The following is a 25,383-nucleotide window of genomic DNA, read 5'->3' as shown; positions in this document are numbered from 1 at the left end:
GCCCCCGCGGCCGGGCCCGGCCGGTTCATGGGCGGCCAGCCCACCGAGAAGTCCATGGACTTCAAGGGCTCCGGCACCCGGCTCCTGGCCCGGATGCGGCCCGAGCGCGGCGTCATGCTCGTCGCGCTGGCGCTGGGCGCGCTCAGCGTGACGCTCACGGTCGTCGGCCCCAAGGTCCTCGGCCACGCCACCGACCTGATCGTCTCCGGCGTCATCGGCCGCCGGCTGCCCGCCGGCGTCACCAAGGAGCAGGCCGCGGCCCAGCTGCGCGCGCACGGCGAGGGCGGGCTCGCCGACATGATCAACGCGATGCCGGTCACCCCCGGCCACGGCATCGACTTCGGTGCCGTCGGCCAGGTCCTGCTCTGGGTCGCCCTGATCTACGCGGGCGCCTCCCTGTTCGGCTTCGTCCAGGCCAGGATCGCCACCCGCGTCGTCCAGCGCACGGTCTTCCGCCTGCGCGAACAGGTCGAGGAGAAGCTCGCCCGGCTCCCGCTGAGCTACTTCGACAAGCAGCAGCGCGGCGAGGTCCTCTCCCGCGCCACCAACGACATCGACAACATCCAGCAGACGCTGCAGCAGACCCTCAGCCAGATCGTGGCCTCGCTGCTGACCATCGTCGGGGTGCTCGTCGTGATGTTCTGGATCTCGTGGCTGCTGGCGCTGGTCGCCCTGGTCACGGTCCCGGTCTCGGTCGTCGTCGCCACCAAGGTCGGCAAGCGCGCCCAGCCCCAGTTCGTCCAGCAGTGGAAGACCACCGGCAAGCTCAACGCACACATCGAGGAGATGTACACCGGCCACAGCCTGGTGAAGGTCTTCGGCCGCCGGCGGGAGTCCGCCGAGCTGTTCCGCGAACAGAACGAGGCCCTCTACGCCGCCGGGTTCAAGGCCCAGTTCATCTCCGGGATCATCCAGCCCGCGATGATGTTCATCGGCAACCTCAACTACGTCCTCGTGGCCGTCGTCGGCGGCCTCCGCGTCGCCTCCGGCGCCCTGTCCATCGGCGACGTCCAGGCCTTCGTCCAGTACTCCCGGCAGTTCAGCCAGCCGCTCACCCAGGTCGCCTCGATGGCCAACCTCGTCCAGTCCGGAGTCGCCTCCGCCGAGCGGGTCTTCGAACTCCTCGACGCCGAGGAGCAGGCCCCCGACGCCGAACACCCCGCCCGGCCCGACCGCGTCGAGGGCCGGGTCGCCTTCGAGGACGTCTCCTTCCGCTACGCCGCCGACAAGCCGCTCATCGAGAACCTGTCCCTGGCCGTCCACCCCGGCCAGACCGTGGCCATCGTCGGCCCGACCGGCGCCGGCAAGACCACCCTCGTCAACCTCCTGATGCGCTTCTACGAGGTGCGCGGCGGCCGCATCACCCTCGACGGCACCGACATCGCGGCGATGTCGCGCGAGGAACTGCGCTCCCACATCGGCATGGTTCTCCAGGACACCTGGCTCTTCGGCGGCACCATCGCCGAGAACATCGCCTACGGAGCCCCCGCGGGCACCCCCATGGACAAGATCGTGGCGGCCGCCCGCGCCACCCACGTCGACCGCTTCGTCCGCACCCTGCCGGACGGCTACGACACGGTTCTCGACGACGAGGGCGGCAATGTCTCCGTCGGCGAGAAGCAGCTGATCACCATCGCCCGCGCCTTCCTCGCCGAACCCGCGATCCTCGTCCTCGACGAGGCCACCAGCTCGGTCGACACCCGCACCGAGGTCCTCATCCAGCACGCCATGGCCCAACTCCGCACCGGCCGCACCAGCTTCGTCATCGCCCACCGCCTCTCCACGATCCGCGACGCGGACGTCATCCTGGTGATGGAAAACGGCGCCATCGTCGAACAGGGCGCCCATGGGGCGCTGTTGGCGTCCGGCGGGGCGTATGCGCGGCTCTATGCCGCGCAATTCTCCGCTGCGATCACCGACTGATCCGGCGTTTTCGGCTGTCCCGCCGTGGGGGTTTCTCTTGGTTCGCCTGCGGCGGGCGGGGTCCGCTGCGCGGGGCTGTGGGTGCGGTGACGGGCCGGAGGGGCAGGGGTGTGGGACTGCTTCGCTTTACGTCCCACACCCCTGCCCCTCCGGCCCGTCCCCTCCCGTGAGTGAGTGAAGTGATCGTGAGTGGGTGCGGGCGTCGATCACAGCCGATTCCCTGCGCCGCAGCCATTTCCCGATGTCCACGGCCGCTTTTCCACGTCCACAACGCGCACCGGACCGCCCAGATCCACCCCCACCGGCCTTCTTTCCCTCCCCTCAACGGGAGGGGACGGGCCGGAGCGGGTGGGGTGCCGGACGTAAAGCGAAGCAGTCCGGCACCCCACCCGCGGAGGCCCGGCACCGGCACCCGAAACGCCCCGCGCAGCGGCACCGCCCGCCGCAGGCGCCACGGAGGGCGCACCCGCGCAGCGGGGCGAAACACGGCGAGCAACCACCACGGCGGGAAAGCCGAAAACGTGGGAAGCCAGTCCACATCGTGGAACACCCCAAGAAGTTTTGCGCGGACGCCCGCCACGCCCGCGAGGCCCTTGGCGAGGCCCGTCGCAGAACCACCGGCCGACCGGCCGGATCCCCTTCGGACGGGGGATCGGGGGGCCCGAGCCGCGCCCGGGTCGGGGGCATCGTCGGGGCTCGGCCCATGGCCGGATTCGCCACCCGACGTGATCGACAGAACACAAGAAGCCGCGAACCGACCTCCGGTCGAGCCGCCGCGTGAGCTATCCTGCTGGGCAAGAAGGATCCGGGCAGCGTAGCCCCCGGGTCCTTTTGTGCTTTCAGCCGCACCCGTCGCGCGGCTGAGGGAACCGTACGAAGCAGTGCCGCAGACTCCCCCGGCCGTGGCCGGGAGCCCCGTCGCAGGGACCGAGGAGGAACCAGACGTCATGGGCGAGCGAAGCAGGCAGGACCGGACGCAGCAGCGGAGGATGGAACACCCCGGGAAGCGGGTAGGTGGTCGCAAGTGAGTTCACTCCTGTTGCTGACCAACGCACTCCAGCCGTCGACGGAGGTGCTCCCCGCGCTCGGCCTGCTGCTGCACAGCGTGCGGGTGGCTCCGGCCGAGGGACCGGCTCTCATCGACACTCCAGGCGCCGACGTCATACTGATCGACGGCCGCCGCGACCTTCCGCACGTCCGCTCGCTGTGCCAGCTGCTGCGGTCCACGGGGCCCGGCTGTCCGCTGGTGCTGGTGGTGACCGAGGGCGGACTCGCCGCCGTCACCGCGGACTGGGGCGTCGACGACGTCCTGCTGGACACCGCGGGGCCCGCCGAGGTGGAGGCGCGGCTGCGGCTGGCGATGGGCCGCCAGCAGATCTCGACCGACGACAGCCCGATGGAGATCCGCAACGGTGATCTCTCGGTGGACGAGGCGACGTACAGCGCGAAGCTGAAGGGTCGGGTCCTGGACCTGACCTTCAAGGAGTTCGAGCTGCTGAAGTACCTGGCGCAGCACCCGGGCCGGGTCTTCACCCGTGCCCAGCTCCTGCAGGAGGTGTGGGGCTACGACTACTTCGGCGGTACGCGGACGGTCGATGTGCACGTCCGGCGGCTGCGGGCGAAGCTCGGGCCCGAGCACGAGTCGCTGATCGGCACGGTCCGCAACGTCGGCTACCGCTTCGTGACGCCGGAGAAGGTGGAGCGCGCGGCGGAGGCCAAGGCCAAGGAGGACGCGGCGAAGGCGGCGAAGGCGGCGAAGCCCGCCGCGGGCGCGGAGCCGGCCGAGGGGCGCGGGGCCGGGAGCGGTGACGGCCCGGGGAAGGCGGTCGCCGCGGGGGCGGACGCCCCGGGTGTGCGGGCCGGACGCCGGTAGGGACGCGAGGTGCGGCAGGCCGTGAACCCGCGGTGAACTGCCGCACACGCTCTTGCACCACCCGCGTAGACTGCCGCGCGTGGCCAAGGTGACGCGGGATGATGTGGCAAGACTGGCGGGTACGTCCACCGCCGTTGTCAGTTACGTCATCAACAACGGACCACGGCCGGTCGCCCCGGCCACGCGCGAGCGGGTACTCGCCGCGATCAAGGAGCTGGGCTACCGCCCGGACCGGGTCGCGCAGGCGATGGCGTCGCGCCGTACCGACCTCATAGGTCTGATCGTGCCGGACACCCGGCAGCCGTTCTTCGCGGAGATGGCGCACGCCGTCGAACAGGCCGCCGCCGAGCGCGGGAAGATGGTCCTGGTCGGCAACGCGAACTATCTGGACGAGCGTGAGGTGCACTACCTGCGCGCGTTCCTCGGGATGCGGGTGTCCGGGCTGATCCTGATCAGCCAGGGGCCCAGCGAGCACGCCGCCGCCGAGATCGACGCCTGGGACGCCCGGGTGGTGCTGCTGCACCGGCGGCCGGACGCCATCGACGACGTCGCGGTGATGACGGACGACATCTGGGGCGCGCAGCTGGCGACCCGGCACCTGCTGGAGCACGGCCATCCGTACGTCGCGTTCCTGGGCGGTACGGAGGAGACCCCGAAGTCCGGCGACCCGGTCACCGACCACGTCGAGGGCTGGCGGCGGGCCATGCTGGAGTCCGGGAAGACGACGGACGGGCGCTACTTCCAGGCGCCGTACAACCGCTACGACGCCTACCAGGTCGCGTTGAAGCTGCTGGCGGGCCCGGACCGGCCGCCGGCCCTGATGTGCGCGACCGACGACCAGGCGATCGGGGTGCTGCGGGCGGCCCGTGAGCTGCGGATCGACGTGCCGGGCGAGCTGGCGGTCGCGGGCTTCGACGACGTGAAGGAAGCCGGGCTGACCGATCCGCCGCTGACGACGGTCGCCTCGGACCGTCAGGCGATGGCGCGGGCCGCGGTGGACCTGGTGCTGGACGACGGGCTGCGGGTGGTCGGCTCCCGGCGGGAGCGGCTGCGGCAGTTCCCGTCGCGGCTGGTGGTGCGGCGGTCCTGCGGCTGCGGCGGCTGACGGAGGCGTTCCCCCGTCCGCCGGCCGGGCCGTCTTTATACCGGGCATATACGGTTCTGTCGGGTCTCTCAGGGCGTTCTCACGCTGCTCTCATGGACCGGCGGAAGAGTTGTTCCCATGACCGAGAGCTACCGCCGCAGCGGCGATGAGATGCCCCAGGACGGGCCGTTCGGGTACGGCGACCACTACGGCCGGCAGCACGGCCATACAGCGGGCCCCGGCGCCCCCGGCGCGGGGGAGCAGGCTTTCCCCCCGCCGCCCGGGTACGCACCCGGGTCACGGCGCCGGGCCCGCCGGCCGGTCGCACTGATCGCGGCCGTGGCACTCGCCTCGGGTCTCATCGGCGGGGGCAGCGCGGCGCTGATCGCCGACGCCACCTCCCAGTCGGCGTCGAGCGGCCCCTCCACTCCGCTGGTCAACGCGGGCAAGAGCAGCGGCAGCGGTGTCTCGGGGGTGGCCAAGGCGGTCAGCCCGGCGATCGTGGAGATCAAGGCGCGCACCGGCGGCGGGGAGTCCACCGGCTCGGGTGTGGTGGTCACCAGCAGCGGCGAGATCGTCACCAACAACCACGTGGTGTCCGGGGCGCGCACGGTCACCGTCACCTTCAGCGACGGCAGCCGGAAGACGGCCGAGGTCACCGGCACCGACCCCGGCAAGGACCTGGCGCTGGTCAAGGTGCGCGGCGCCAAGGGCCTGACCGCGGCCTCGCTCGGCGACTCCGACAAGATCGCGGTCGGCGACCAGGTGGTGGCGATCGGCTCGCCCGAGGGGCTCACCGGGTCCGTGACCAGCGGTATCGTCTCCGCCCTCAACCGGGACGTCACCGTCCCCAAGGAGGACGGGCGGGGGCAGGACCAGGGCCAGGGCGGTCCGGGCGACGGCGGGGGCTGGCCGTTCGAGTTCGGCGGGAACCAGTACAACGGGGACACCGGCTCGTCGAAGACCTCGTACAAGGCCATCCAGACCGACGCCTCGCTCAACCCGGGCAACTCCGGTGGCGCCCTGATCAATATGCAGGGGCAGATCGTCGGCATCAACTCCGCGATGTACTCGCCGAGTTCGGCGTCGAGCAGCTCGGCGGGCAGCGTCGGCCTCGGCTTCGCCATCCCGATCAACACCGTCAAGGCCGACCTCGACACGCTGCGCGACGGCGGGAGCGACGGCAGCAACAGCGGCGTCTGACCGGACGCCCGGCCGGCCCGGGAGTGCGATCCTCCGCGTCACCCCGTCCCGCCGCCCGCCGCCGTGCAAGGCTGGGCACCGGCCGTTCCGTATCCCACCCGAGGTAGTCGCGCATGAGCCCCGCCGAGCACGATGACCATCCCGCCCGCATCCTGATCGTCGACGACGAGCCCGCGGTCCGGGAGGCCCTGCAGCGTTCGCTGGTCTTCGAGGGGTACGTCACCGAGCAGGCGGTGGACGGGCTGGACGCGGTCGAGAAGGTCGCCGCCTACGACCCGGAGCTGATCGTCCTGGACGTGCTGATGCCCCGGATGGACGGGCTGACCGCCGCCCGCAGGCTGCGGGCGAGCGGGGTGCGGGTGCCGATCCTGATGCTGACCGCCCGTGACACGGTCGGGGACCGGGTCACGGGCCTGGACGCCGGCGCCGACGACTACCTCGTCAAGCCCTTCGAGCTGGACGAGCTGCTCGCCCGGATCCGTGCCCTGCTGCGCCGCAGCTCCTACGCGGCGGCGGCCGGCGCCCCGCCCGAGGAGGGCGAGACGCTGAGCTTCGCCGACCTGCGGATGGACCTGGCGACCCGCGAGGTGATCCGGGGCGGCCGCCATGTCGAGCTGACCCGTACCGAGTTCACCCTGCTGGAGATGTTCCTCGCGCATCCGCGGCAGGTCCTCACCCGGGAGCAGATCCTGAAGGCCGTATGGGGCTTCGACTTCGAACCCACCTCCAACTCCCTCGATGTGTACGTGATGTATCTGCGCCGCAAGACGGAAGCGGGCGGCGAGCCGCGGCTGGTGCACACCGTGCGGGGGGTCGGCTACGTCCTGCGCACGGACGGCGGTGCCGAATGACCGACCCGACCCACGCGCGGCCGACGGGCGGCACGGGCCCCGCGCAGAGCCGGCTCGGCGCCCGGATCGCGCGGCTGCCGCTGCGCTCGCGGCTGACCCTGCTCACCGCGGTGGCGGTGGCGGTGGCGGTGGCGGTCTCCGCGCTGGCCTGCTGGCTGCTGACCCGGGCCCAGCTGCGCGACGAGGTGGACAGCTCGCTGAACAACGTCAGCGTCCTGCCGCAGTATCTGCAGGCGACGTACGCCAGCTGCCGGCCCACCGACCCCGCCGAGAGCAAGAACGCCCCGCCGTCGTACTACAACGTCCAGATCGTCCAGGTCGACGGCTCGCGCTGCATCGGGCCCAACTCCCAGCCGGTGCAGGTGCAGCGCGCGGACGTCGCGGTGGCGCAGGGCGTGCAGCGCGACACCCTGCACGACGCCGTCACCACCGAGGGCACGGACGTGCGGGTGCTGACCAAGCACATCGGGGTCGAGGGCGTGCAGTTCGCGGTGTCGATCTCGCGGCCGCTGACCGAGATCGACAGCGCGCTGAACCGGCTCGCGCTGCTGCTGGCGGCGGTGGCCGGGCTGGGCGTCGTGGGCGCCGGCACGGCGGGGCTGGTCATCGCGCGCTCCGGCCTCAAGCCGGTGGACCGGCTGACCGACGCCGTCGAGCACGTCGCCCGCACCGAGGACCTGGCCATCCGCATCCCGGCCGACGGCGACGACGAGATCGCCCGGCTCTCCCGCTCCTTCAACTCCATGACCGCCGCGCTGGCCGCGTCCCGCGACCTCCAGCAGCAGCTGATCGCGGACGCGGGCCATGAGCTGCGCACGCCGCTGACGTCGCTGCGCACCAACATCGATCTGCTGGTGCGCAGCGAGCGGTCCGGCCGGCCGATCCCGCCCGCCGACAAGGAGGCGCTGCTGGCCTCGGTGAAGGCACAGATGGGGGAGCTGGCGGCGTTGATCGGCGACTTGCAGGAGCTGTCGCGGCCGCCGGCGCCGGGGCACAGCGTCGTCGAGGTCGTGGCGCTGCACGAGATCGTCGGCTCGGCGCTGGAGCGGGCCCGGCTGCGCGGCCCGTCGCTGAGAGTCGAGGCGGACCTCGCCCCCTGGTACGTCCGGGCCGAGCCCGCCGCGCTGGAGCGGGCGGTGGTGAACCTGCTGGACAACGCGGTGAAGTTCAGCCCGCCCGGCGGCACCGTCGAGGTCCGCCTGGCGCACGGCGAGCTGACCGTGCGCGATCACGGCCCCGGTATCCCGCAGGACGAACTGCCGCACGTCTTCGAACGGTTCTGGCGCTCGCCGTCCGCGCGGAGCCTGCCGGGCAGCGGCCTGGGGCTGTCGATCGTGGCGCGTACGGCACAGGCGGCGGGCGGCGCGGTGCGGCTGCGGTCCGCCGACGTCGGCGGCACGGAGGCGGTGCTGACGCTGCCGGGCGCCGCGACGCCGCCCCCGGGGATGCCGCAGCCGCCGCCGAGGCCGCCGGGCCCGCCCGGGGGACCGTAGACGCAGCCCCGCGGGACCGGAGACGCAGCAGGGGCGGCGTCCCCCAAGACGCCGCCCCTTGCGGTGCGCTCCGCCGGTGTGCCCCGGCGGGCCCGCTACTTCTCCTTCTGCTTCTTCGCCGCGTCCCCGAACGGCAGGTTCTTCCCCGAGAGTTCGGCGCGGATGCCGTCCCGCTCGACGGAGATGTGCCGCAGCCGGACGTCCCCGGGCGTCTTGGGGAGCTGGAAGGACAGCGACAGCTGGTCGGCGAGCTGCGGCTTGGTGAGGCCGGTGAGCGTGCCGAGGATCTTCGGGTCGATGCCGACCTTCTGCAGCAGCCACGGGTGGTCCGCGACCACGTCGACGAGATTGACCTTCATCAGCTTCTGGATGAAGCGCGGCGAGCCGGTCAGCTCGTGGAGCTTCTCCTCGCTGCTCAGCGCCTCCTGGATGTAGGGCTTGGGGATGCCGATGCGGTCGACGATCGCCGGGATGCTGAGCATCGCCTTGACCTTCTCGGCCTGCCGGCTCAGCTCGGCGGCGGTCTTGCGGGTCAGCCGCAGGCCCTCCTCCTTGCCGGTGCCGGGGCGGTAGACGGCGATGTCGCCGATGTCCAGGCGCATCCGGCTGATGTTGGTGGAGATACCGCGGTCACCGGCCCGCTGGATGCGCGCCTCGGCCCGTACGCGCAGGTCGTGGCCGGCGATCGGCAACTGGCCGACCGCGCGCACCGCGTTGGACCCCATCTCGCTGAACTTCACCTGCGAGGCGCCCAGTTCGCGGTTCATGTCGTCGAAGGCGAGCAGCACGCTGCCGTCCATACGGCCGATCGTGGCGCCCTTGATGGAGCTGGGCAGGTCGCCGTCGATGCGCACGTCGTGCGCGGTGGCCTCGAACTTCGCCAGCGAGACCCGGTCGGCGGCGACGTCGGGGATCGTGACCTTCACCTGGTCGACGCGCTTGCCCAGGACCTGGGTGAGGAACGGGAACCCCTCGATGTCGACCTCGGGAGTGGCGTTCAGATGCAGCGCGTCCTTCACCTTCTCCGCGGTCTTGTTCTGCGCGTACAGCACCGCGAACCGGTCGAAGAGGGTCAGGAACGAGACGCCGACCAGGACGGTGACCAGCAGCTTCAGAGCGAGCGGGATGGCGGCGAACCGGCCCAGGCCGCGCTTCTTGCGGCGGTGGTTCGGCGGCTTCCAGGCTTCGCCGTCGGCCTCGTCGTCCGAGCGCAGGCCGAGGCCCAGCGGGTCGTCGCTGTCGTCGCGCTCGTTGAGGTAGGTGCGCCGGAAGGGCGTGCCCGCGGCGTCGAACGCGTCGGTCTCCGGCTCCGGTTCGGGGTCGGCGAGCGCCGCCAGGTCCGCATACGGGTTGACCGTGCCGAGTGTTCTGGTGTCCCCGGTGGAGTCGTCCGGGTCGCCCGTCGCGTCGGCGGCGTGGTGCCGGCCGGTCGGCGAGGGCGGGGACGCAGGTATGCGTGTGGGGGTTCGCATCCGTCCATCCCACCACGGGCGGGACCCTCGAACGCAAGTTGCACCGGCAGTAAGTCGGATACGCGAAGGTTGTCGCGTCGGTCTTGATAAAAAATTGCCCTGCTTGTGGGCCGACCTGAACTACCGTCACACCTCTTGGTGACCTGGGCGACAGTGCACACCATGTCAGGGCCCGTCGATCTCCGTCCGCCCTGTCCCCCTTGCCCGACCTCCCCGCCCGGCACACCTGCCCGCGCTCCTCACTTCCAGAATTCCTCCGACCGGCAAACGGAAGACGGTGGTCATCCCATGACATCGCCACAAGACCGCCCCCTGATCGTGGTGTCCGGGGCAACAGGCAACATCGGCCGCAGCCTTGTCGGCCGGCTCCTCGCCGACGGCGCCGCGGTGCGCGCGCTGACCCGCGACCCGGCGCGCGCCGGGCTGCCGGCCGCGGCCGAGACGGTCCGCGCCGACCTCACCGGCACCGGCGACCTCGCCCCGCTGCTGGCCGGAGCCGACGCCCTGTTCCTCAATCTCGCGGCCGGCGGCGACGCCGCCGCGGTCGCGGTGCTCGACGCCGCCGTCCGGGCCGGGGTCCGCCGGGTGGTGCTCAACTCCTCGATGGCGGTGACCGGTACCCCGGCCGACGACACCCACTTCATCGCCCGGCTGCACGCCGGACTGGAGCGCGCGGTGCGCGACTCCGGCCTGGAGTGGACCGTCGTCCGCGGCGGCAACTACGCCACCAACGCCCTGGCCTGGGCCCCCTCCATCCGCGCGGCCGGTGTGGTGCGCGAGGCGCACCCGGGCGCCCAGAGCGTCCCCGTCCACGAGGCCGACCTCGCCGACGTCGCGGCCGTCGCCCTCCTGGACCGCACCGGCACGCACCTCGGCAGGGCGTACGTCGTCACCGGCCCCGAGCGGATGACCCTCGCCCAGCAGGTCGCCGCGATCGGACGCGCGACCGGCCGGGAGATCAGGGTCGAGCAGATCTCCGAGGAGGAGGCGGCCGAGGCGATGGTGGGGCGGTACCTGACCAAGGAGGCCGCACGGGAACTGGTCCGGATGTTCGGCGCCACCGTCGACGCCCCGCCCTTCCCCGTCTCGGACGCCGTCGAACAGGTCACCGGCCGCCCGGCCCGCACCTTCGCCCGGTGGGCCGAGGACCACGCCGCCGACTTCACCTGACCGGCCCGGCCGCCGGTGCCCCCGGCGGCCCGCCGGCCCGGGCAGGCCGCAGAGGCGGGCCCGGCGAGGTTCCACGGGGCCCGAACTCCGGCCGCAAGACGCCGCGATGACGCGCGGTCCCGCCGGAAAACCCTTTGCCGCCTGGCCTTTCCCCGTCCTACCGTCCGCGCATGCTGCCTCGTGTGGACACGGACGACGAGTGGGACGCGATCGTCCCCGACGAAGCGGTGATGCGGCCGGGCGCCGCCGCGCTCTGCGACCGGCTCGGTCTGCGCGCGGGCCCCCTGATCCGCTTTCCCGCCGGCTCCCAGCCCGTCTACGCCGTCGGGGACCGCTACGTCCTCAAGCTCTTCCCGGCCTCCGCCGCGACCGACGGCCTGGTTGAGGCCCGGGTGCTCGCCCATCTGCAGGGCCAACTCCCCGTCCCCACCCCGTACCTCCACGACGCCGGTGCCTGCGAGAACGGCTGGCGCTACGTCCTGATGTCCCGGCTGCGCGGCACCGATCTCGCCGTCGCCTGGCCGCGGATACCCCCGGCCGAGCGGGACCGGATCGCCACCGAGGCGGGGGAGACCCTGGCCGCCCTGCACGCCCGGGACACCGCACCGCTCGCCGACGTGCTCGGCCCCGGCGACTGGGACGCCTTCACCGGCCGGCAGCGCGGCACGGCGGTCGCCCGGCAGCGCGCCCACGGCCTGCCCGAACCCTGGCTGGAGCAGATCCCCGGCTTCCTCGACGCCGCGCCCCCGGCCGCCCCCGGGCCCGCCGTCCTCCTCCACACCGAGTTCATGCGCCAGCATCTGACCGTCGACGAGCACGACGACTGGCGGCTCACCGGCCTCCTCGACTTCGAACCCGCCATGATCGGCTCCCGCGCCTACGACTTCGTCGCCGTCGGCCTCTTCGTCTCCCGCGGCGACCCCCGCCTCCTCACCCGCGTCCTCCGCGCCTACGGTGAGACCTTCGCCCCCGCCACCCTCCTCGCCCACACCCTGCTGCACCGCTACAGCAACCTGCCCTGGTACCTCCGCGAACTGCCCGCCCCGCCCCGACCGACCCTGGACTCCCTCGCGGAGACGTGGTTCGGGACGGGGTGAGGACGGGGCGGGGCAAGAAGAAGGGCGGCCGGTGGTTTCACCGGCCGCCCCCTGTGCTGCCGCGTGTTACTTCACGACCGTGATCCGGTCCGCCTTGGGCGGGGTGAGGGGGTTGGTCGCCGAGGAGTGGGCGGTGAGGTAGGCGGTGAAGGCGTCGAGGTCGGAGGGGCCGACGTACTTGTCGGTGCCGTTCTTGAAGGCGGCGAAGCCGTCGCCGCCGCCGGCCAGGAACTCGTTCATCGCGACGCGGTAGGTCTTGGCCGGGTCGAGGGCCGTGCCGTTGAGCTTCACGGAGTCCTTGACGACGCGGTCGGCGCCCTTCTTGGTCATGTCGAGGGTGTAGGTGAGGCCCTTCGAGACCTGGAGGATCTTGGGGGATGCCTCGTTGGGGCCGCTGACCTGCTGCTGGAGTGCGGTGAGCAGCTGGGCACCGGTGAGGTCGACGACGTTCATCATGTTGGTGAAGGGCTGGACGGTGAACGCCTCCCCGTAGGTGACGACCCCGTCGCCCTCCGAGCCGGACGCCGTGAAGGCGAGGTCGGAGCGCACCCCGCCGGGGTTCATCAGGGCGAGCTGGGCGCCGCCCTTGCCGTCGGCCGCGGTGGCCTCCAGCTGGGCGTCGGAGATGACGTCGCCGAGCGGTGACTCGGGGGTGGTGGCGCCGCGGCCCGCGATGTCGGCGGAGATGTGGCCGACGGGGCGGCCGGCGACCGGCGCGGCCAGCTTGTTCCAGCGGGTGATCAGCGACGTCATGTCCGCGGCCTTGGGCTGGGCGCGGTCGACGACGTGGTTGGCCGCGCCGGGGGCCTTGACGCTGGTCCGCACGATGTCACGGGTGCGGCGGTCGTAGGTCAGCGTGGTGTCGGTGTAGAGCTTGCCGTAGGACGCGGCGGAGGTGACGGTGCGCGGCCGGCCGGAGGGGTCCGGGATGGTGCAGGCGTACGCCTGGTGGGTATGGCCGGTGACCAGCGCGTCGACCTTGGAGGTGACGTGCTTGGCGATGTCGGTGATCGGGCCGGAGATGCCGTCGCCGGGGCCGGGGCTGTCGCAGTGGTAGTTGTACGAGGTGGAGGCGGGCATGCCGCCCTCGTGGATGAGCGCGACGATCGACTTCACGCCCTGCTTGTTCAGCACCTTGGCGTACTTGTTGATCGTGGCGACCTCGTCGTGGAACTTCAGGCCCTTGATGCCGTCGGCGTTGACGATGTCCGGGGTGCCCTCCAGGGTCACCCCGATGAAGCCGATCTTGACGCCCTTGTGCCGCCAGACGGTGTACGGCTTGAGCAGCGGCTTGCCGGTCTTCTCGTCCGTGACGTTGGCGGTGAGGTAGGGGAAGTCCGCGCCCCGGAACTTCCTGCCCTTCTCGTAGCAGCCGTCCTTCGGGTGGCAGCCGCCCTTCTGCAGGCGGGTCAACTCGGTGCGGCCCTCGTCGAATTCGTGGTTGCCGACCGAGGTGACGTCCAGACCCAGCTTGTTCATGGCCTCGACGGTCGGCTCGTCGTGGAACAGCCCGGACAGCAGCGGGCTGGCGCCGACCAGGTCGCCGGCCGCGGCGGTGACCGAGTAGGGGTGACCCTTGCGGGCCGTGCGCAGGGACTGCGCGAGGTACTCCACGCCGCCCGCGGGGACGGTCTTCTTCGTGCCGTCCGGCTGGGCCTCCTCGACCGTGCCGGAGGAGCCCTGCGGCGGTTCGAGATTGCCGTGGAAGTCGTTGAAGGAGAGCAGCTGCACATCGACGGTGCGGCCGGTCCGGGCGGCGTGGCCGGTGTCGGCGCCGGCCGGCACAGCGGCGGCGGTGAGCCCGGCGGCGGCCAGTACGGCGGCGCCGATCGTCAAACGTCTTGCGGTGCGGCCCCGTTGCGGTGTCGCTGGCATGTGGTCCCCTCCTGGATGGTCCTGAGCGGACGGCAGCTTATTGTCGACGCGCGTAGTGCAACAGGGGTCTCCTGGTGACGAGCGGGTTGCCGACAGGGGCGGGGAGCGCGGGTGGTGCCCCGCCGGGAGCCCGGCGGGGTCGTACGCTGCACACATGACTGACGCTGCACAGGAGATGGGCCGGGCCGGCCGCAGGATCCAGGTGGTCGACGAGCTCGCGCCGGAGGAGGCGGCGGCCGTCGCCGGGCTGATCGAGCGGGCCGCCCGTACGGACGGGCAGCCCGCCGTGTCCGAGCAGGGGCGGCTGCAGCTGCGCGGGGGCGTGCGCCCGGGCGTGCGCCATGTGCTGCTGTACTCGCGCGGCGACGAGGCCGAGGAGCTGGTCGCGTACGGGCAGCTGGAGGACACCGACCCGGTGGAGGCGCCGGCCGCCGAGCTGGTGGTGCACCCGGGCCACCGCGGCCGCGGGCACGGCCGGGCGCTGGGCGGCGAGCTGCTGGAGCAGTCCGGGCGCCGGCTGCGGGTCTGGGCCCACGGCGGGCATCCGGCCGCGCGGCACCTCGCCCAGACCCTCGGGCTGACGATGTTCCGGGAGCTGCGCCAGATGCGGCGCTCGCTGACGGACCTGGAGCTGCCGGAGCCGGTGCTCCCCGAGGGGGTGTCCGTGCGCACCTTCCAGCCGGGCACCGACGACGCGGCCTGGCTGGAGGTGAACGCGGCGGCCTTCGCCCACCACCCGGAGCAGGGGTCGCTGATCCAGCGCGATCTGGACGACCGCAAGGGCGAGGCGTGGTTCGACCCGAAGGGTTTCTTCCTGGCGGAGAAGGACGGCCGGCTGGTCGGCTTCCACTGGACCAAGGTGCACGCCGACGACGGCCTCGGTGAGGTCTATGTGCTCGGGGTGCGGCCGGGCGCCCAGGGCGGCGGCCTGGGCAAGGCGCTGACGACGGTCGGGCTGCGGCACCTCGCGGGCCAGGGACTGCCGACGGCGATGCTCTACGTCGACGCGGACAACGCGGCGGCGGTGAGCGTGTACGAGCGCATGGGGTTCGCCACGCACGAGACGGATCTGATGTACCGCTCGGAGACGTGAGACCGGGCGCCGGACGAGCGTGCCGCGGGGCGGGCCCACCAGGGTCCGCCCCGTTTTTTCACCGCTGCCGGGCGCGCTCGTCCTGCCGCGCCCGCCATTCGCGCGCCAGCATCGCGTAGACGACCTCGTCGCTCCACTCCCCGTCGAGGAACTCGTTCTCCCGCAGGTGGCCCTCCCGGCGCATCCCCAGGCGTTCGAGCAGCCGGGCCGAGGCGGTGTTGCGGCCGTCCAACTCGGCCTGGACGCGGTGCAGGTGCAGCTCCTCGAAGCCCAGTTTCAGCAGCGCCCGGCTCGCCTCGGTGGCGTAGCCGTGGCCGGCGTGGTCGGGGTGGAAGACGTAGCCGATGCCGCCCTGGCGGTGCTCGCTGCTGCGCCAGACGAAGGTGACGTCGCCGACCAGGGTGCCGCTCTCGCGGACGACGACGGCGAGCTGGAGGAGGTCGCCGGGCTCGCGCAGCGTGGTGCGGGCGGCCTTGGCGGCGACCGAGGCCCGGGAGCCGGCTTCGTCGAGGGGGCCCCAGTAGAGGTAGCGGCAGACCTCGGGGCGGCGCTGGTAGGCGTGGATCGCGGGGAGGTCGTCGGGGGTGACGGGGCGCAGATCCAGGCGTTCGGTGCGTATCGGGTAGCGGGGGGTGTACGGCAGCGGCGGCGTCACGGGTGCGGAGGGGGTGGGCACCCGGTCAGCGTAGGCAGCGGAGGTTGACAGGCGCAGCCCATTTCCCCCACCCTTTCACTACTTAATTAGTGGAATGACTCGGGGGGACGGGTGAGCGGCCGATGGCTACGGACCAGGTGACCGGCCGCGCCTCGGGGCGCACCGCCGTCGAGGCGATCGGCCTCGGCAGGCGCCACCGCCTGCGCTGGGCCCTGCGCGACTGCACCTTCCGGCTGCCGGCCGGCCGCATCTGCGCACTGGTCGGCCCCGGCGGCGCCGGAAAGAGCACCCTGCTCTCGCTCGTCTCCGGCCTGACCCGCCCCAGCGAGGGGACCGTACGGGTCGGCGGCGCGGCCCCGGCCACCGCCGCGAACCGCGCCCGCACCGCCCACCTCACCCAGGGCACGCCCCTCTACCCCCGGCTGACGGTCGCCGAGACGCTGCGGCTGGGCCGCGCGCTCAACCCCGGCCGCTGGAACGCGCGGTGCGCCGAGCGGATCGTCCGGGAGGGCCGGGTGCCCCTCGGCGTCCGGGCCGGCGCCCTCTCCGGCGGACAGCGCACCCTCCTCGGTCTCGCCCTCGCCTTCGCCACGAGCCCCGAACTCCTGCTGCTCGACGAGCCGCTGGCCGGTCTCGACCCGATCGCCCGGCACCGCACGACCGCGCTGCTGCTGGCCCAGGCCGCAGAGCTGGGCACGACCGTCGTGCTGTCCTCGGACCTGCTCGCCGAGCTGGACGGGGTCTGCGACTACCTGCTGGTGCTGGGCGGCGGCCGGATCCGGCTCGCGGGCGAGGTCGACGACCTCATCGGCGCGCACGCCCTGGTGATGGGGGAGCACCGGGGCGCGGCGCTGCCGGGCGCGATCGCGGCCCACACGGTCATCGACACCCAGACGTCGGGGCGCCGCTTCACCACGGTCGTACGGCGCCTGGGCACGGTCGCCGCCGGGCCCTGGGAGACGGCCGAACCGTCCCTGGAGGAACTTCTGCTCGCCTATCTGCGCGCGCCCGACGCGCCCGCACTGATAGCGCCGAGCGCGGAGCCGGTCCCGGCGCGGTGGCACCGCCGGCCCGGCAACAAGCCGGGCATCCCCGGCATGCCGCGCAACGGACCGCCCGGCCCGGGGAGCCGTCCGGGCGGCCGGGACGGCCCGCCGGGCGGCGCGGCGGGCACAGCGCACGACCACCACAGCGGCAAGGGAGCGGCGGCATGACCACCACGGCACACCCCGGTACGAACGGGCGCGGCACGACGGGCGACCCGGGCGGAACCCGGGAGAGGGACGGCCGCGCGCCGCTGGGCGGGCTCCTCTGGCTGGTGTGGCGCCAGCACCGCCTGGTCCTCGGCGTGCTGCTGGCCGCGGCGGCCGCCGGCGCGGTCTGGTGCGCGGTGCTGCGCGGCCAGACGGCCGCCTTCATCGACGCCCACCACATCGCCGGCTGCTCGCAGATCTCCCTCGATCCGTGCTGCGACGGCACCCAGAAGGCGGTCACCGCCTTCCGCGACACCTTCGGCCCGTCCCTGCGGCTGGCCGAAACGGGCCTGGTGCTGCTGCCCGCGCTCATCGGGCTGTTCCTCGGCGCCCCGCTGATCGCCCGCGAGCTGGAGGCCGGCACCCACAAGCTGGTCCTGACCCAGTCGGTGGGCCCGCTGCGCTGGCTGGCCGCGAAGACCGGGCTGCCCGCGCTGGCCGTGGCCGGCGCCGCCACGGCGCTCTCGCTGGTCTACACCTGGCTCTGGCAGGTCGCCGGCGACGAGGTCTCCGGCTTCTACTGGTACTCCACCCTCGGCTTCCACGCCCTCGGCCCCGTCCCGGTCGCCTACGCCCTGCTGGCCCTGGCGGTCGGCGTACTGGCCGGTCTGCTGCTGCGCCGTACGGTGCTGTCGATGGGCGTGACCCTCGGCGTCGTGGTGGCGGTGCAGGTCGTGCTGGCCCAGCTCAGGCCGTACCTGCTGCCGGCCGTGACCACCGAGTTCCCCAAGGACCGGCCGGCCCAGGTGCCGGACGACTCGTGGCTGGTGGGGCAGGGGCACTACACCCGCTCCGGCGCCCGGCTGTCCGACTCCCCGTGCGACGCCGCCGCCGGCTACGAGGACTGTCTGCGGCAGCACGGTGTCGTCGGCCAGTACATGGACCACCACCCGGCCTCGCACCACTGGCCGCTGGCGTGGATCGAGGCGGGGATCGTGCTGGCGCTCACGGCGGCGCTGACCGTGATCGCCTTCCGGGTGATGCGGCGCCGGCACGGCTGAGACGGACGGACCGGGGTGCGGGCCGCGGCGGCCCGCACCCCGGACAAACGCGGCCGCGCACCCCGGAGAACACCGGGTGTGTGACGGCGGCGGCCCCGGGGGAGGCACAGGGGGACGGGCCCCGGCGGCGGCCCCGGGTACCGGGCCCTGGACCCGGGGCGCCCCAGGAGCGGCCGGGCCGCGTCCCCGGCCACCGGCCCCTCGCCAACAGCCCCCGGCGGGACCGGAAATCGCCTGGGAGTAGCACCCCGCTTGCCTGGCCGCCATATCCGCGTTACCAGTGATTCAACGTCGCTTGCGAGCATCGGTGAATGCAGCCCGCTGTGCCGAACGCCCCCCACCCGAGGCTCCATCTCGCGCCGCCGCCACTTCCTGACGCGCCTGGAACCCCCCGGACGCGGAAGAATAGGTCCATGAACCAGCAGCCCAGCGCTCAGGCACAGGCTCAGCCCGAGACGCCGACCCCGCAGCCCCCGCGGGCCGCGGCGCCGTCGGCCCAGCCGTCCGTGGGTTCGATCGCCGCGCACCGCCCGCAGGCGGTCCGGGGCACGGTGCCCGGCCTGGAGCCCGACCTGGACGCCGACCCCGACGCGTACGAGGACGAGGGCGTGGTGGGCGCGGACGGCGAGGAGCTGCCCGGCGACCGGTTCCTGGACCGTGAGCGCAGCTGGCTGGCCTTCAACGAGCGGGTGCTGGAACTGGCCGAGGACCCGGCCACCCCCCTCCTCGAACGGGCGAACTTCCTGGCGATTTTCGCCAGCAACCTCGACGAGTTCTTCATGGTCCGGGTGGCCGGACTCAAGCGACGGATAGCCACCGGCGTCGCCACCCGCTCCGCGTCCGGACTCCAGCCCCGCGAGGTGCTGGACCTGATCTGGACCCGCTCGCGCGAACTCATGGCCCGGCACGCCGCCTGCTTCCAGCAGGACGTCGCCCCCGAGCTGGCCGACCAGGGCATTCACCTGATCCGCTGGCCCGAGCTGACCGAGAAGGAGCAGGCCCGCCTGTTCACCCTCTTCCGGCAGCAGATCTTCCCGGTGCTCACGCCCCTGGCCGTGGACCCGGCGCACCCCTTCCCGTACATCTCCGGCCTCTCGCTGAACCTCGCCGTCGTCGTGCGCAACCCGGTCAGCGGCCACGACCACTTCGCGCGGGTCAAGGTGCCGCCGCTGCTCTCCCGCTTCCTGGAGGCCTCCCCGCAGCGCTACGTCCCCATCGAGGACGTCATCGCCGCCCACCTGGAGGAGCTGTTCCCCGGCATGGAGGTGCGCGCGCACCACATGTTCCGGGTCACCCGCAACGAGGACCTGGAGGTGGAGGAGGACGACGCGGAGAACCTCCTGCAGGCCCTGGAGAAGGAGCTGATGCGGCGGCGCTTCGGGCCGCCGGTGCGCCTGGAGGTCGAGGAGTCCATCGACCCCGCGGTGCTCGACCTGCTCGTCCAGGAGCTGAAGATCTCCGACGCCGAGGTCTACCCGCTGCCCGGCCCGCTGGACCTGACCGGCCTCTTCGGGATCGGCGCGCTGGACCGGCCCGAGCTGAAGTACCCCAAGTTCGTCGCCGGCACCCACCGCGACCTCGCCGAGGTGGAGTCGGCGTCCGCCCCGGACATCTTCGCCGCCCTGCGCGCCCGCGACGTCCTCCTCCACCACCCCTACGACTCCTTCTCCACCTCCGTGCAGGCGTTCCTGGAGCAGGCCGCCGCCGACCCGGACGTGCTCGCGATCAAGCAGACGCTCTACCGCACCTCCGGCGACTCGCCCATCGTGGACGCCCTGATCGACGCCGCGGAGTCCGGCAAGCAGGTCCTCGTCCTCGTCGAGATCAAGGCCCGCTTCGACGAGCAGGCCAACATCAAGTGGGCGCGCAAGCTGGAGGAGTCCGGCTGCCACGTGGTCTACGGCCTGGTCGGCCTGAAGACCCACTCCAAGCTCTCGCTCGTGGTCCGCCAGGAAGGCGAGATGCTGCGCCGCTACTCCCATGTCGGCACCGGCAACTACCACCCCAAGACGGCCCGGCTCTACGAGGACCTCGGCCTGCTGACCGCCGACCCGCAGGTCGGCGCCGACCTCTCGGACCTCTTCAACCGGCTCTCCGGCTACTCCCGCCGCGAGACCTACCGCCGTCTCCTGGTCGCCCCCAAGTCCCTGCGGGACGGCCTGATACAGCGCATCAACAAGGAGATCGCCAGCCAGCGCGCGGGCGGGCCCGCCTACGTCCGCATCAAGGTCAACTCGATGGTCGACGAGGCCGTCATCGACGCGCTCTACCGCGCCTCCCAGGCCGGAGTGCCGGTCGACGTCTGGGTGCGCGGCATCTGCGCGCTGCGCCCGGGAGTACCCGGCCTGAGCGAGAACGTCCGCGTCCGCAGCATCCTCGGCCGCTTCCTGGAGCACTCCCGGGTCTTCGTCTTCGGCAACGGCGGCGAGCCCGAAGTGTGGCTGGGCAGCGCCGACATGATGCACCGCAACCTCGACCGCCGGATCGAGGCGCTGGTGCGGGTCACCGACCCGGCGCACCGCGCCTCCCTCAACCGGATGCTGGAGACGGGGATGGCGGACACCACGTCCTCCTGGCACCTGGGCCCGGAGGGCGACTGGACCCGGCACGCGGTGGACGCGGACGGCGCCCCGCTGCGCAACATTCAGGAAATGCTCATCGACGCCCGGAGGCGCCGGCGTGGCCCAGCGACATGACCAGCCGACCGGAGGGGCCGCGGGCCTCCTCGGAACCGGATACGAGCCCGGCCCGGCACGCGGAGCCCGGTCCGCGGTGGTGGACGGCCCGTACGGCGCGGACGACGGCACACCGGGACCGGACGACGCCGCGTACCGGCCGATGACGCCCCACGGTCCGGGTGACGAAGGTGCCGGCCCCGAGACCGGCGCCGTCCTCGCCGGCCGCACGGCCGAGGAGGTGCTCGCCGGCTATCTGCACCAGCAGTCCGCGGACTTCCTGCGCAGCCTGCGGCTGCACCGGGAGAGCGGCTCGGACGCGGAGGGCGCCGGTGAGGCCGCCCGGCAGCTGCGGCGGGCCGCCCGCCGCATCAGCGCCACCCTGCACACCTTCCGGCCGCTGACCGACGAGGTCTGGGCCGACCAGCTCCGCTCCGAACTCGGCTGGCTCTCCGGCTCCCTGGCCCGCGAACAGGCCTGCGCCTCCCGCCGCGAGCGGCTGATGACGGCGCTGCAACGCCTGACCGGCCGCGGGGAGCGGCCCGAGCGCCCCGACCGCCAGGGCCGCGCGGAACGGGGCAAACGCGGGGACCGTACGGCCACCGGGCCCGGCGCCGCGTCCGCCGCCCCGTCCTCCTCCGCTGCCGCCGGCGACCCCGATCCCGACGGCGCGCTGTCGGCCGGTGCCGCACGCGCCGGGGCCCTGCTCGACCGCCAGCTCACCCTCGCCCGCACCCGCGCCCACTCCGCCGCGCTGCAGGCCCTCGGCTCGTCGCGCTTCCACGCCGTCGCCGACTCGGTGGCGGTGCTCGCCTCCGAGGCTCCGCTGGCCGGTACGGCGGGCGAGCTGCCGGCCGCCGAGGCCCTGCCCCCGCTCGCCGAGCAGGCGCACCGACAGCTCACCGAGGCGGTCGCCGCACTGCCGCTCTCCCGCGCCGGCTACCCGTACAACGCCGCCGCGCTCGCCGCCGACCAGCGCCAGGACACCCCCTGGCACCAGGTGCGGCTGCTGGTGCGGCTGAGCCGCTACGCCCGCGAGGTCATCGCGCCGGAGTGCGCCGACTTCCGGCTGGCGGAGGCCGGCCGGGCGCTGGCCTGGCACCGGGACGCCGCGGAGGCCGCCGCCGCTGCCGCCGCCGCGGCCCGCACTCCCCGGATCGCCCCGGCCACGGCGTACGCCCTCGGGGTGCTGCACGCCGACCAGCGGCACGAGGTCGAGGCGGCCCGCTTCGCCTTCGGCCGGGTCTGGCTGCCGCGGACCCCGGAGCGCCGGGGCTGAGGACCGAGGGGACACAGGGCGGACGGCAGAGGACGGAGGACGGCGGGACACGAGAAGGGCGGCAGGACGCGACGCGCGGAGAGCGGACGGAGAGGAGCGATGATGTGACAGTGCCTCAGAAGACTGTGCGTGCGGCGGGCTGCGTCCTGTGGCGCCGCGCGGCGTCCGAGGACGGGCTGGAGATCGCGCTCGTCCACCGGCCCAAGTACGACGACTGGTCCCACCCCAAGGGCAAGCTGAAGCGCGGCGAGGACGCGCTGGCCGGCGCGGTCCGCGAGGTGGCCGAGGAGACCGGCATGGACTGCCGTCCGGGCGCGCCGCTGCCCACCTCCTGCTACCTCGTCGACGGCCGCCCCAAGCAGGTCCGTTACTGGGCGGCCGAGGCGGTAGCCGGCGCCTTCACCCCCAACCGCGAGGTCGACCGCCTGCTCTGGCTCCCGCCCGCCGACGCCCGCCACCTCCTCACCCAGGAACGCGACCGCCCCCTCGTGGACGCCCTGCTCGCGGCGCTGCATCTGGCGTGAGGCGGCGCTCGGCCTGAGACCCGACTTGGCCCCCTGGACCCTGTCATCGGCCGGGGGATTCCGGGGCTCCGCGGCGGTCTTCGGGCGGCTTACGGGCGGCTTCCGCCCCCGGTTGTGGAAAGCCGGGGCATTACCGGCAGCCAGTTCGTCGCACCAGGGGGCCGCGGAAAGAGCCGGCTGCTCAATTTCAGGGGTTTAGACTGCCTGCATGGCACAGAAGGTAATCACCATCTACACGGACGACCTCACGGGCGAAGAGTCCACCGAGGCCGCCACCCACACGCTTTCTCTTGACGGTGTGACTTACGAGATCGATTTGAGTCCGGACAGCTACGACCAGCTGCTGGAAGCCGTCGGCCCGTTCTTGAAGGCCGGGCGCAAGACCGGCAAGGGCCGTAAGCCGCGCAAGGCCGCCGCGGCCGCCAGTGAGGACACCGCCGCGATCCGGGCCTGGGCGAAGTCGAGCGGCTACAACGTCAGCGACCGCGGGCGCGTGCCCGCCGAGATTCGTGAGGCGTATCAAAAGGCCAAGTGAATTTTTTGGATAAACCGGAAGCCCCTCGCCACGGGTGAGGGGCTTCTTTGTGTCCGGTTCCGGTTTGTGCCCGGTTCGGGCGGCGTCGTCGGCGGGGCCGTCGGCGGCGGTCCGGCGTTCCTGGAATGCATAAGGAACAATCCGAAGCGATTCTTTTCCCGGACAATCCGCACGCCGGGCCCCCGCCGGAGACGCCCCGGTCAGCGCCGGCGCAAGGACGCGTCCGCGAGGGCCGGTGCCTGGTAGTAGCTGTCGGCGGGGTTGAGGTCGGTGCCGGGCGGCACGATGGCGTCGATCCGGTCCAGCACGTCCGCGTCGAGCGTCACGTCGGCGCCGTCCAGCAGGCTGTCGAGCTGGTCGAGGGTGCGCGGCCCGATGATCACCGACGTCACCGCCGGATGGGCCCGCACGAAGGCGGTCGCCAGATGCGGCAGCGTCAGGCCCGCCTGCGCCGCGACCTCCGACAGCGCGCCGACGGCCTCCGCCTTGCGGGCGTTCTCCGGGACCGAGAGATCGAACTTCTGGGACTCCAGCCCGGCGCGCGAACTGGCCGAGAGGGCGCGGCCGGAGAGCCAGCCCGCGCTGAGCGGACCCCAGGTCAGCACCCCCATGCCGTAGCGCTGCGCGGTCGGCAGCACCGCGCTCTCCACACCGCGCGCCAGCATCGAGTACGGCGGCTGCTCGGTGCGGAAGCGGAGGTGGCCGCGGCGCTCGGCCGTCCAGTGCGCCTCGACGAGGTGCTCGGCGGGGAAGGTCGAGGTGCCGATCGCCCGTACCTTGCCGGACCGTACGAGGTCCGAGAGCGCGGAGAGCGTCTCGTCGATGTCCGTGGCGGGGTCGGGGCGGTGCACCTGGTAGAGGTCGAGGTAGTCGGTGTTCAGCCGGCGCAGGCTGTCCTCCACCGCGCGCATGATCCAACGCCGGGAGTTGCCGCCGTGGTTGGCGTCCGGCCCCATCGGGTTGAAGAACTTCGTGGCCAGGACGACGTCGTCGCGGCGCCCCTTGAGCGCCTTGCCGACGATCTCCTCGGACTCGCCCGCCGCGTACACGTCCGCGGTGTCCACGACGTTGATACCGGCGTCCAGCGCGCGGTGCACGATCCGTACGCAGTCGTCGTGACCGGTGTTGCCCCAGGCGCCGAGCATCATCGCGCCGAGCGCGTACTCGCTGACCGAGATGCCGGTGCCACCGAGGATCCTGCGCCGCATGAGCTGCTCCTTGTACGAGGTGTGCGAGGTGTGCGGGGCGTACGGGGGGCGAGAGGCGGATGCTCTCAGGGTGCGTCCGGGGGTGCTCAGGGGCGTGCCGGAGCGGTCCCCGGGGCGCCCCCCGCGGTGCCCGTGCACCACCCTGCTGCCCCTACGGGGAGCGGACCAGGCCCGTCACAGCCTGGGTCCGGCGGAACCACCCAACCGGCCGTGCGCCGCATACTGGAGCGATGCTGCACGCGGAAATCGAGATCGGCTCGTTCCTCAAGGCGCGCCGCGGGGCGCTCGACCCGGCGGCGCTCGGCCTGCCCGGCGGGATCAGCCGCCGCCGGGTGCGGGGGCTGCGGCGCGAGGAGGTCGCCCAGCTCGCCGGCATCAGCGTCGACTACTACACCCGCATCGAACAGGGCCGGGCGCCCGCGATCTCCGACTCCGTCCTGGACGCGATCGCCGGGGCGCTGCGGCTGTCCGGCGGTGAGGTGACCTACCTGCGCAACATCGCCGCACCCCGGCGCCGCCCGGCGGACGGCGGCGCGGCGACGGGCCCGGACGGTGACCCGTGCGCCGGCCCCCGGCAGACCGTGCGCCCCGAGATCCAGCGGCTCCTGGACGCGATGGAGACCACCGTCCCGGCCATGGTCCTCGGCCGCGGCCTGGACATCCTGGCCTGGAACGCGCTCGGCGGCCGGATCGCCTTCGACCTCCCGGCACTCGCCCCGGACCGGCGCAACACCGCGCTGCTGGTCTTCCTCGACCCGGCCGCGCGCACCCTGCACCCGGACTGGGAGGCCAAGGCCGTGGAGGTGGTCGGCAACCTGCGCGCCGAGAGCGGGCGGCACCCCGAGGACCCGCGGATCTGCGAGGTGGTCAACGAACTCCTCGCGCACAGCCGGGACTTCCGGCGGATCTGGGAGACGCAGTCGGTGCACGAGTGCCTGTGCGGCACCAAGTCCCTCCAGCATCCGCACGTCGGCGAGCTGGTGCTCACCTTCGAGAGCTTCCGGCTGACCACCGACGCCGACCAGGCGCTCGTGACGTACACGGCCGAGCGCGGGTCACCGACGGAGCGACGGCTGCGGGAACTGGGCGCCCTGGGCCGGCCGGTCCTGACGGCGTAGC

The 25,383-nt window shown here is 73.0% G+C and carries 20 protein-coding genes; 16 read left to right on the top strand and 4 right to left on the bottom strand.

Going from position 1 to position 25,383, the window contains the following annotated elements; translation table 11 throughout:
* The first annotated feature begins 27 nt into the window (after positions 1 to 27).
* The 6 genes from K7396_RS15460 (at position 28) to K7396_RS15435 (ending at position 8,427) form a co-directional block, all read left to right on the top strand.
* Positions 28 to 1,923 carry an ABC transporter ATP-binding protein gene (locus K7396_RS15460; protein ID WP_152105264.1) on the top strand — a complete coding sequence of 632 codons (1,896 nt, stop codon included), beginning with the start codon at positions 28 to 30 and terminating at the stop codon, positions 1,921 to 1,923.
* Between the two features lie 1,024 nt (positions 1,924 to 2,947).
* Positions 2,948 to 3,796: a response regulator transcription factor gene (locus K7396_RS15455; RefSeq protein ID WP_086721084.1), complete on the top strand. Its 849-nt coding sequence runs from the start codon at positions 2,948 to 2,950 to the stop codon at positions 3,794 to 3,796.
* 79 nt (positions 3,797 to 3,875) lie between these two features.
* Positions 3,876 to 4,901, top strand: a complete 1,026-nt coding sequence (locus tag K7396_RS15450; RefSeq protein ID WP_086721083.1) for a LacI family DNA-binding transcriptional regulator — start codon at positions 3,876 to 3,878, stop codon at positions 4,899 to 4,901.
* A gap of 117 nt (positions 4,902 to 5,018) precedes the next feature.
* The gene (locus K7396_RS15445) at positions 5,019 to 6,083 is read left to right on the top strand and encodes a S1C family serine protease (RefSeq protein ID WP_086721082.1); all 1,065 of its coding nucleotides are present in this window, start codon (positions 5,019 to 5,021) and stop codon (positions 6,081 to 6,083) included.
* A 113-nt stretch (positions 6,084 to 6,196) separates the two neighbouring features.
* The gene (locus tag K7396_RS15440) at positions 6,197 to 6,934 is read left to right on the top strand and encodes a response regulator transcription factor (protein ID WP_152104747.1); all 738 of its coding nucleotides are present in this window, start codon (positions 6,197 to 6,199) and stop codon (positions 6,932 to 6,934) included.
* Positions 6,931 to 8,427: a HAMP domain-containing sensor histidine kinase gene (locus K7396_RS15435; RefSeq protein WP_223659989.1), complete on the top strand. Its 1,497-nt coding sequence runs from the start codon at positions 6,931 to 6,933 to the stop codon at positions 8,425 to 8,427. The genes K7396_RS15440 and K7396_RS15435 overlap by 4 nt, the downstream gene beginning before the upstream one ends.
* Before the next feature lie 95 nt (positions 8,428 to 8,522).
* Here K7396_RS15435 and K7396_RS15430 read toward each other — a convergent pair whose 3' ends face one another.
* Positions 8,523 to 9,899: an LmeA family phospholipid-binding protein gene (locus tag K7396_RS15430; RefSeq protein ID WP_086721422.1), complete on the bottom strand. Its 1,377-nt coding sequence runs from the start codon at positions 9,897 to 9,899 to the stop codon at positions 8,523 to 8,525.
* 288 nt (positions 9,900 to 10,187) lie between these two features.
* On the opposite strand from K7396_RS15430, the gene K7396_RS15425 reads away from it, so the two are divergent.
* Positions 10,188 to 11,069 carry an NAD(P)H-binding protein gene (locus K7396_RS15425; protein WP_223659987.1) on the top strand — a complete coding sequence of 294 codons (882 nt, stop codon included), beginning with the start codon at positions 10,188 to 10,190 and terminating at the stop codon, positions 11,067 to 11,069.
* Positions 11,070 to 11,239: 170 nt separating this feature from the next.
* Complete coding sequence (locus K7396_RS15420; RefSeq protein ID WP_086721423.1) at positions 11,240 to 12,166, top strand: aminoglycoside phosphotransferase family protein; 927 nt, start codon at positions 11,240 to 11,242, stop codon at positions 12,164 to 12,166.
* Between the two features lie 66 nt (positions 12,167 to 12,232).
* Here K7396_RS15420 and K7396_RS15415 read toward each other — a convergent pair whose 3' ends face one another.
* Entirely contained in the window at positions 12,233 to 14,041 is a 1,809-nt protein-coding gene (locus tag K7396_RS15415) for a bifunctional metallophosphatase/5'-nucleotidase (protein ID WP_086721424.1), read from the bottom strand.
* 154 nt (positions 14,042 to 14,195) lie between these two features.
* Between K7396_RS15415 and mshD the strand changes: the two genes are divergently transcribed.
* Positions 14,196 to 15,134, top strand: a complete 939-nt coding sequence (gene mshD, locus K7396_RS15410) for a mycothiol synthase (protein WP_223659985.1) — start codon at positions 14,196 to 14,198, stop codon at positions 15,132 to 15,134.
* A 58-nt stretch (positions 15,135 to 15,192) separates the two neighbouring features.
* Here mshD and K7396_RS15405 read toward each other — a convergent pair whose 3' ends face one another.
* Positions 15,193 to 15,810 carry a GNAT family N-acetyltransferase gene (locus K7396_RS15405; protein WP_086721426.1) on the bottom strand — a complete coding sequence of 206 codons (618 nt, stop codon included), beginning with the start codon at positions 15,808 to 15,810 and terminating at the stop codon, positions 15,193 to 15,195.
* Positions 15,811 to 15,911: 101 nt separating this feature from the next.
* On the opposite strand from K7396_RS15405, the gene K7396_RS15400 reads away from it, so the two are divergent.
* From K7396_RS15400 to K7396_RS15375, 6 genes are all read left to right on the top strand, one after another.
* Positions 15,912 to 17,003: an ATP-binding cassette domain-containing protein gene (locus K7396_RS15400; protein WP_086721427.1), complete on the top strand. Its 1,092-nt coding sequence runs from the start codon at positions 15,912 to 15,914 to the stop codon at positions 17,001 to 17,003.
* The gene (locus K7396_RS15395; RefSeq protein WP_086721428.1) at positions 17,000 to 18,043 is read left to right on the top strand and encodes an ABC transporter permease; all 1,044 of its coding nucleotides are present in this window, start codon (positions 17,000 to 17,002) and stop codon (positions 18,041 to 18,043) included. Before K7396_RS15400 ends, K7396_RS15395 begins: the two co-directional genes overlap by 4 nt.
* Before the next feature lie 413 nt (positions 18,044 to 18,456).
* Positions 18,457 to 20,739 carry an RNA degradosome polyphosphate kinase gene (locus K7396_RS15390; protein ID WP_086721429.1) on the top strand — a complete coding sequence of 761 codons (2,283 nt, stop codon included), beginning with the start codon at positions 18,457 to 18,459 and terminating at the stop codon, positions 20,737 to 20,739.
* 142 nt (positions 20,740 to 20,881) lie between these two features.
* Positions 20,882 to 21,997 carry a CHAD domain-containing protein gene (locus K7396_RS15385; protein WP_086721437.1) on the top strand — a complete coding sequence of 372 codons (1,116 nt, stop codon included), beginning with the start codon at positions 20,882 to 20,884 and terminating at the stop codon, positions 21,995 to 21,997.
* Between the two features lie 104 nt (positions 21,998 to 22,101).
* The gene (locus K7396_RS15380; RefSeq protein ID WP_086721430.1) at positions 22,102 to 22,521 is read left to right on the top strand and encodes an NUDIX hydrolase; all 420 of its coding nucleotides are present in this window, start codon (positions 22,102 to 22,104) and stop codon (positions 22,519 to 22,521) included.
* 208 nt (positions 22,522 to 22,729) lie between these two features.
* Positions 22,730 to 23,056, top strand: a complete 327-nt coding sequence (locus K7396_RS15375) for a histone-like nucleoid-structuring protein Lsr2 (protein ID WP_086721431.1) — start codon at positions 22,730 to 22,732, stop codon at positions 23,054 to 23,056.
* A 200-nt stretch (positions 23,057 to 23,256) separates the two neighbouring features.
* Here K7396_RS15375 and K7396_RS15370 read toward each other — a convergent pair whose 3' ends face one another.
* Complete coding sequence (locus K7396_RS15370; RefSeq protein WP_086721432.1) at positions 23,257 to 24,264, bottom strand: aldo/keto reductase; 1,008 nt, start codon at positions 24,262 to 24,264, stop codon at positions 23,257 to 23,259.
* Between the two features lie 230 nt (positions 24,265 to 24,494).
* On the opposite strand from K7396_RS15370, the gene K7396_RS15365 reads away from it, so the two are divergent.
* A complete protein-coding gene (locus tag K7396_RS15365) occupies positions 24,495 to 25,382 on the top strand; it encodes a helix-turn-helix domain-containing protein (protein WP_086721433.1) in 888 nt (295 codons plus the stop codon).
* The last annotated feature ends 1 nt before the right edge of the window (position 25,383 follow it).

Origin of the sequence: Streptomyces angustmyceticus (assembly GCF_019933235.1) — a bacterium.
GTDB classification, from domain to species: domain Bacteria; phylum Actinomycetota; class Actinomycetes; order Streptomycetales; family Streptomycetaceae; genus Streptomyces; species Streptomyces angustmyceticus.
The sequence above is the reverse complement of the archived record's forward strand: the minus strand, read 5'-3'. Positions and strand labels throughout refer to the sequence as shown.

Excerpts from the sequence above, each read along its gene's own strand:
- K7396_RS15445 (WP_086721082.1), top strand. The coding sequence starts at position 5,019 with ATGACCGAGAGCTACCGCCGCAGCGGCGATGAGATGCCCCAGGACGGG.
- K7396_RS15425 (WP_223659987.1), top strand. The coding sequence starts at position 10,188 with ATGACATCGCCACAAGACCGCCCCCTGATCGTGGTGTCCGGGGCAACA.
- K7396_RS15440 (WP_152104747.1), top strand. The coding sequence starts at position 6,197 with ATGAGCCCCGCCGAGCACGATGACCATCCCGCCCGCATCCTGATCGTC.
- K7396_RS15400 (WP_086721427.1), top strand. The coding sequence starts at position 15,912 with ATGGCTACGGACCAGGTGACCGGCCGCGCCTCGGGGCGCACCGCCGTC.
- K7396_RS15395 (WP_086721428.1), top strand. The coding sequence starts at position 17,000 with ATGACCACCACGGCACACCCCGGTACGAACGGGCGCGGCACGACGGGC.
- K7396_RS15435 (WP_223659989.1), top strand. The coding sequence starts at position 6,931 with ATGACCGACCCGACCCACGCGCGGCCGACGGGCGGCACGGGCCCCGCG.
- K7396_RS15460 (WP_152105264.1), top strand. The coding sequence starts at position 28 with ATGGGCGGCCAGCCCACCGAGAAGTCCATGGACTTCAAGGGCTCCGGC.
- K7396_RS15420 (WP_086721423.1), top strand. The coding sequence starts at position 11,240 with ATGCTGCCTCGTGTGGACACGGACGACGAGTGGGACGCGATCGTCCCC.
- K7396_RS15385 (WP_086721437.1), top strand. The coding sequence starts at position 20,882 with ATGACGCCCCACGGTCCGGGTGACGAAGGTGCCGGCCCCGAGACCGGC.
- K7396_RS15375 (WP_086721431.1), top strand. The coding sequence starts at position 22,730 with ATGGCACAGAAGGTAATCACCATCTACACGGACGACCTCACGGGCGAA.
- K7396_RS15370 (WP_086721432.1), bottom strand. The coding sequence starts at position 24,264 with ATGCGGCGCAGGATCCTCGGTGGCACCGGCATCTCGGTCAGCGAGTAC.
- K7396_RS15365 (WP_086721433.1), top strand. The coding sequence starts at position 24,495 with ATGCTGCACGCGGAAATCGAGATCGGCTCGTTCCTCAAGGCGCGCCGC.
- mshD (WP_223659985.1), top strand. The coding sequence starts at position 14,196 with ATGACTGACGCTGCACAGGAGATGGGCCGGGCCGGCCGCAGGATCCAG.
- K7396_RS15415 (WP_086721424.1), bottom strand. The coding sequence starts at position 14,041 with ATGCCAGCGACACCGCAACGGGGCCGCACCGCAAGACGTTTGACGATC.
- K7396_RS15390 (WP_086721429.1), top strand. The coding sequence starts at position 18,457 with ATGAACCAGCAGCCCAGCGCTCAGGCACAGGCTCAGCCCGAGACGCCG.
- K7396_RS15430 (WP_086721422.1), bottom strand. The coding sequence starts at position 9,899 with ATGCGAACCCCCACACGCATACCTGCGTCCCCGCCCTCGCCGACCGGC.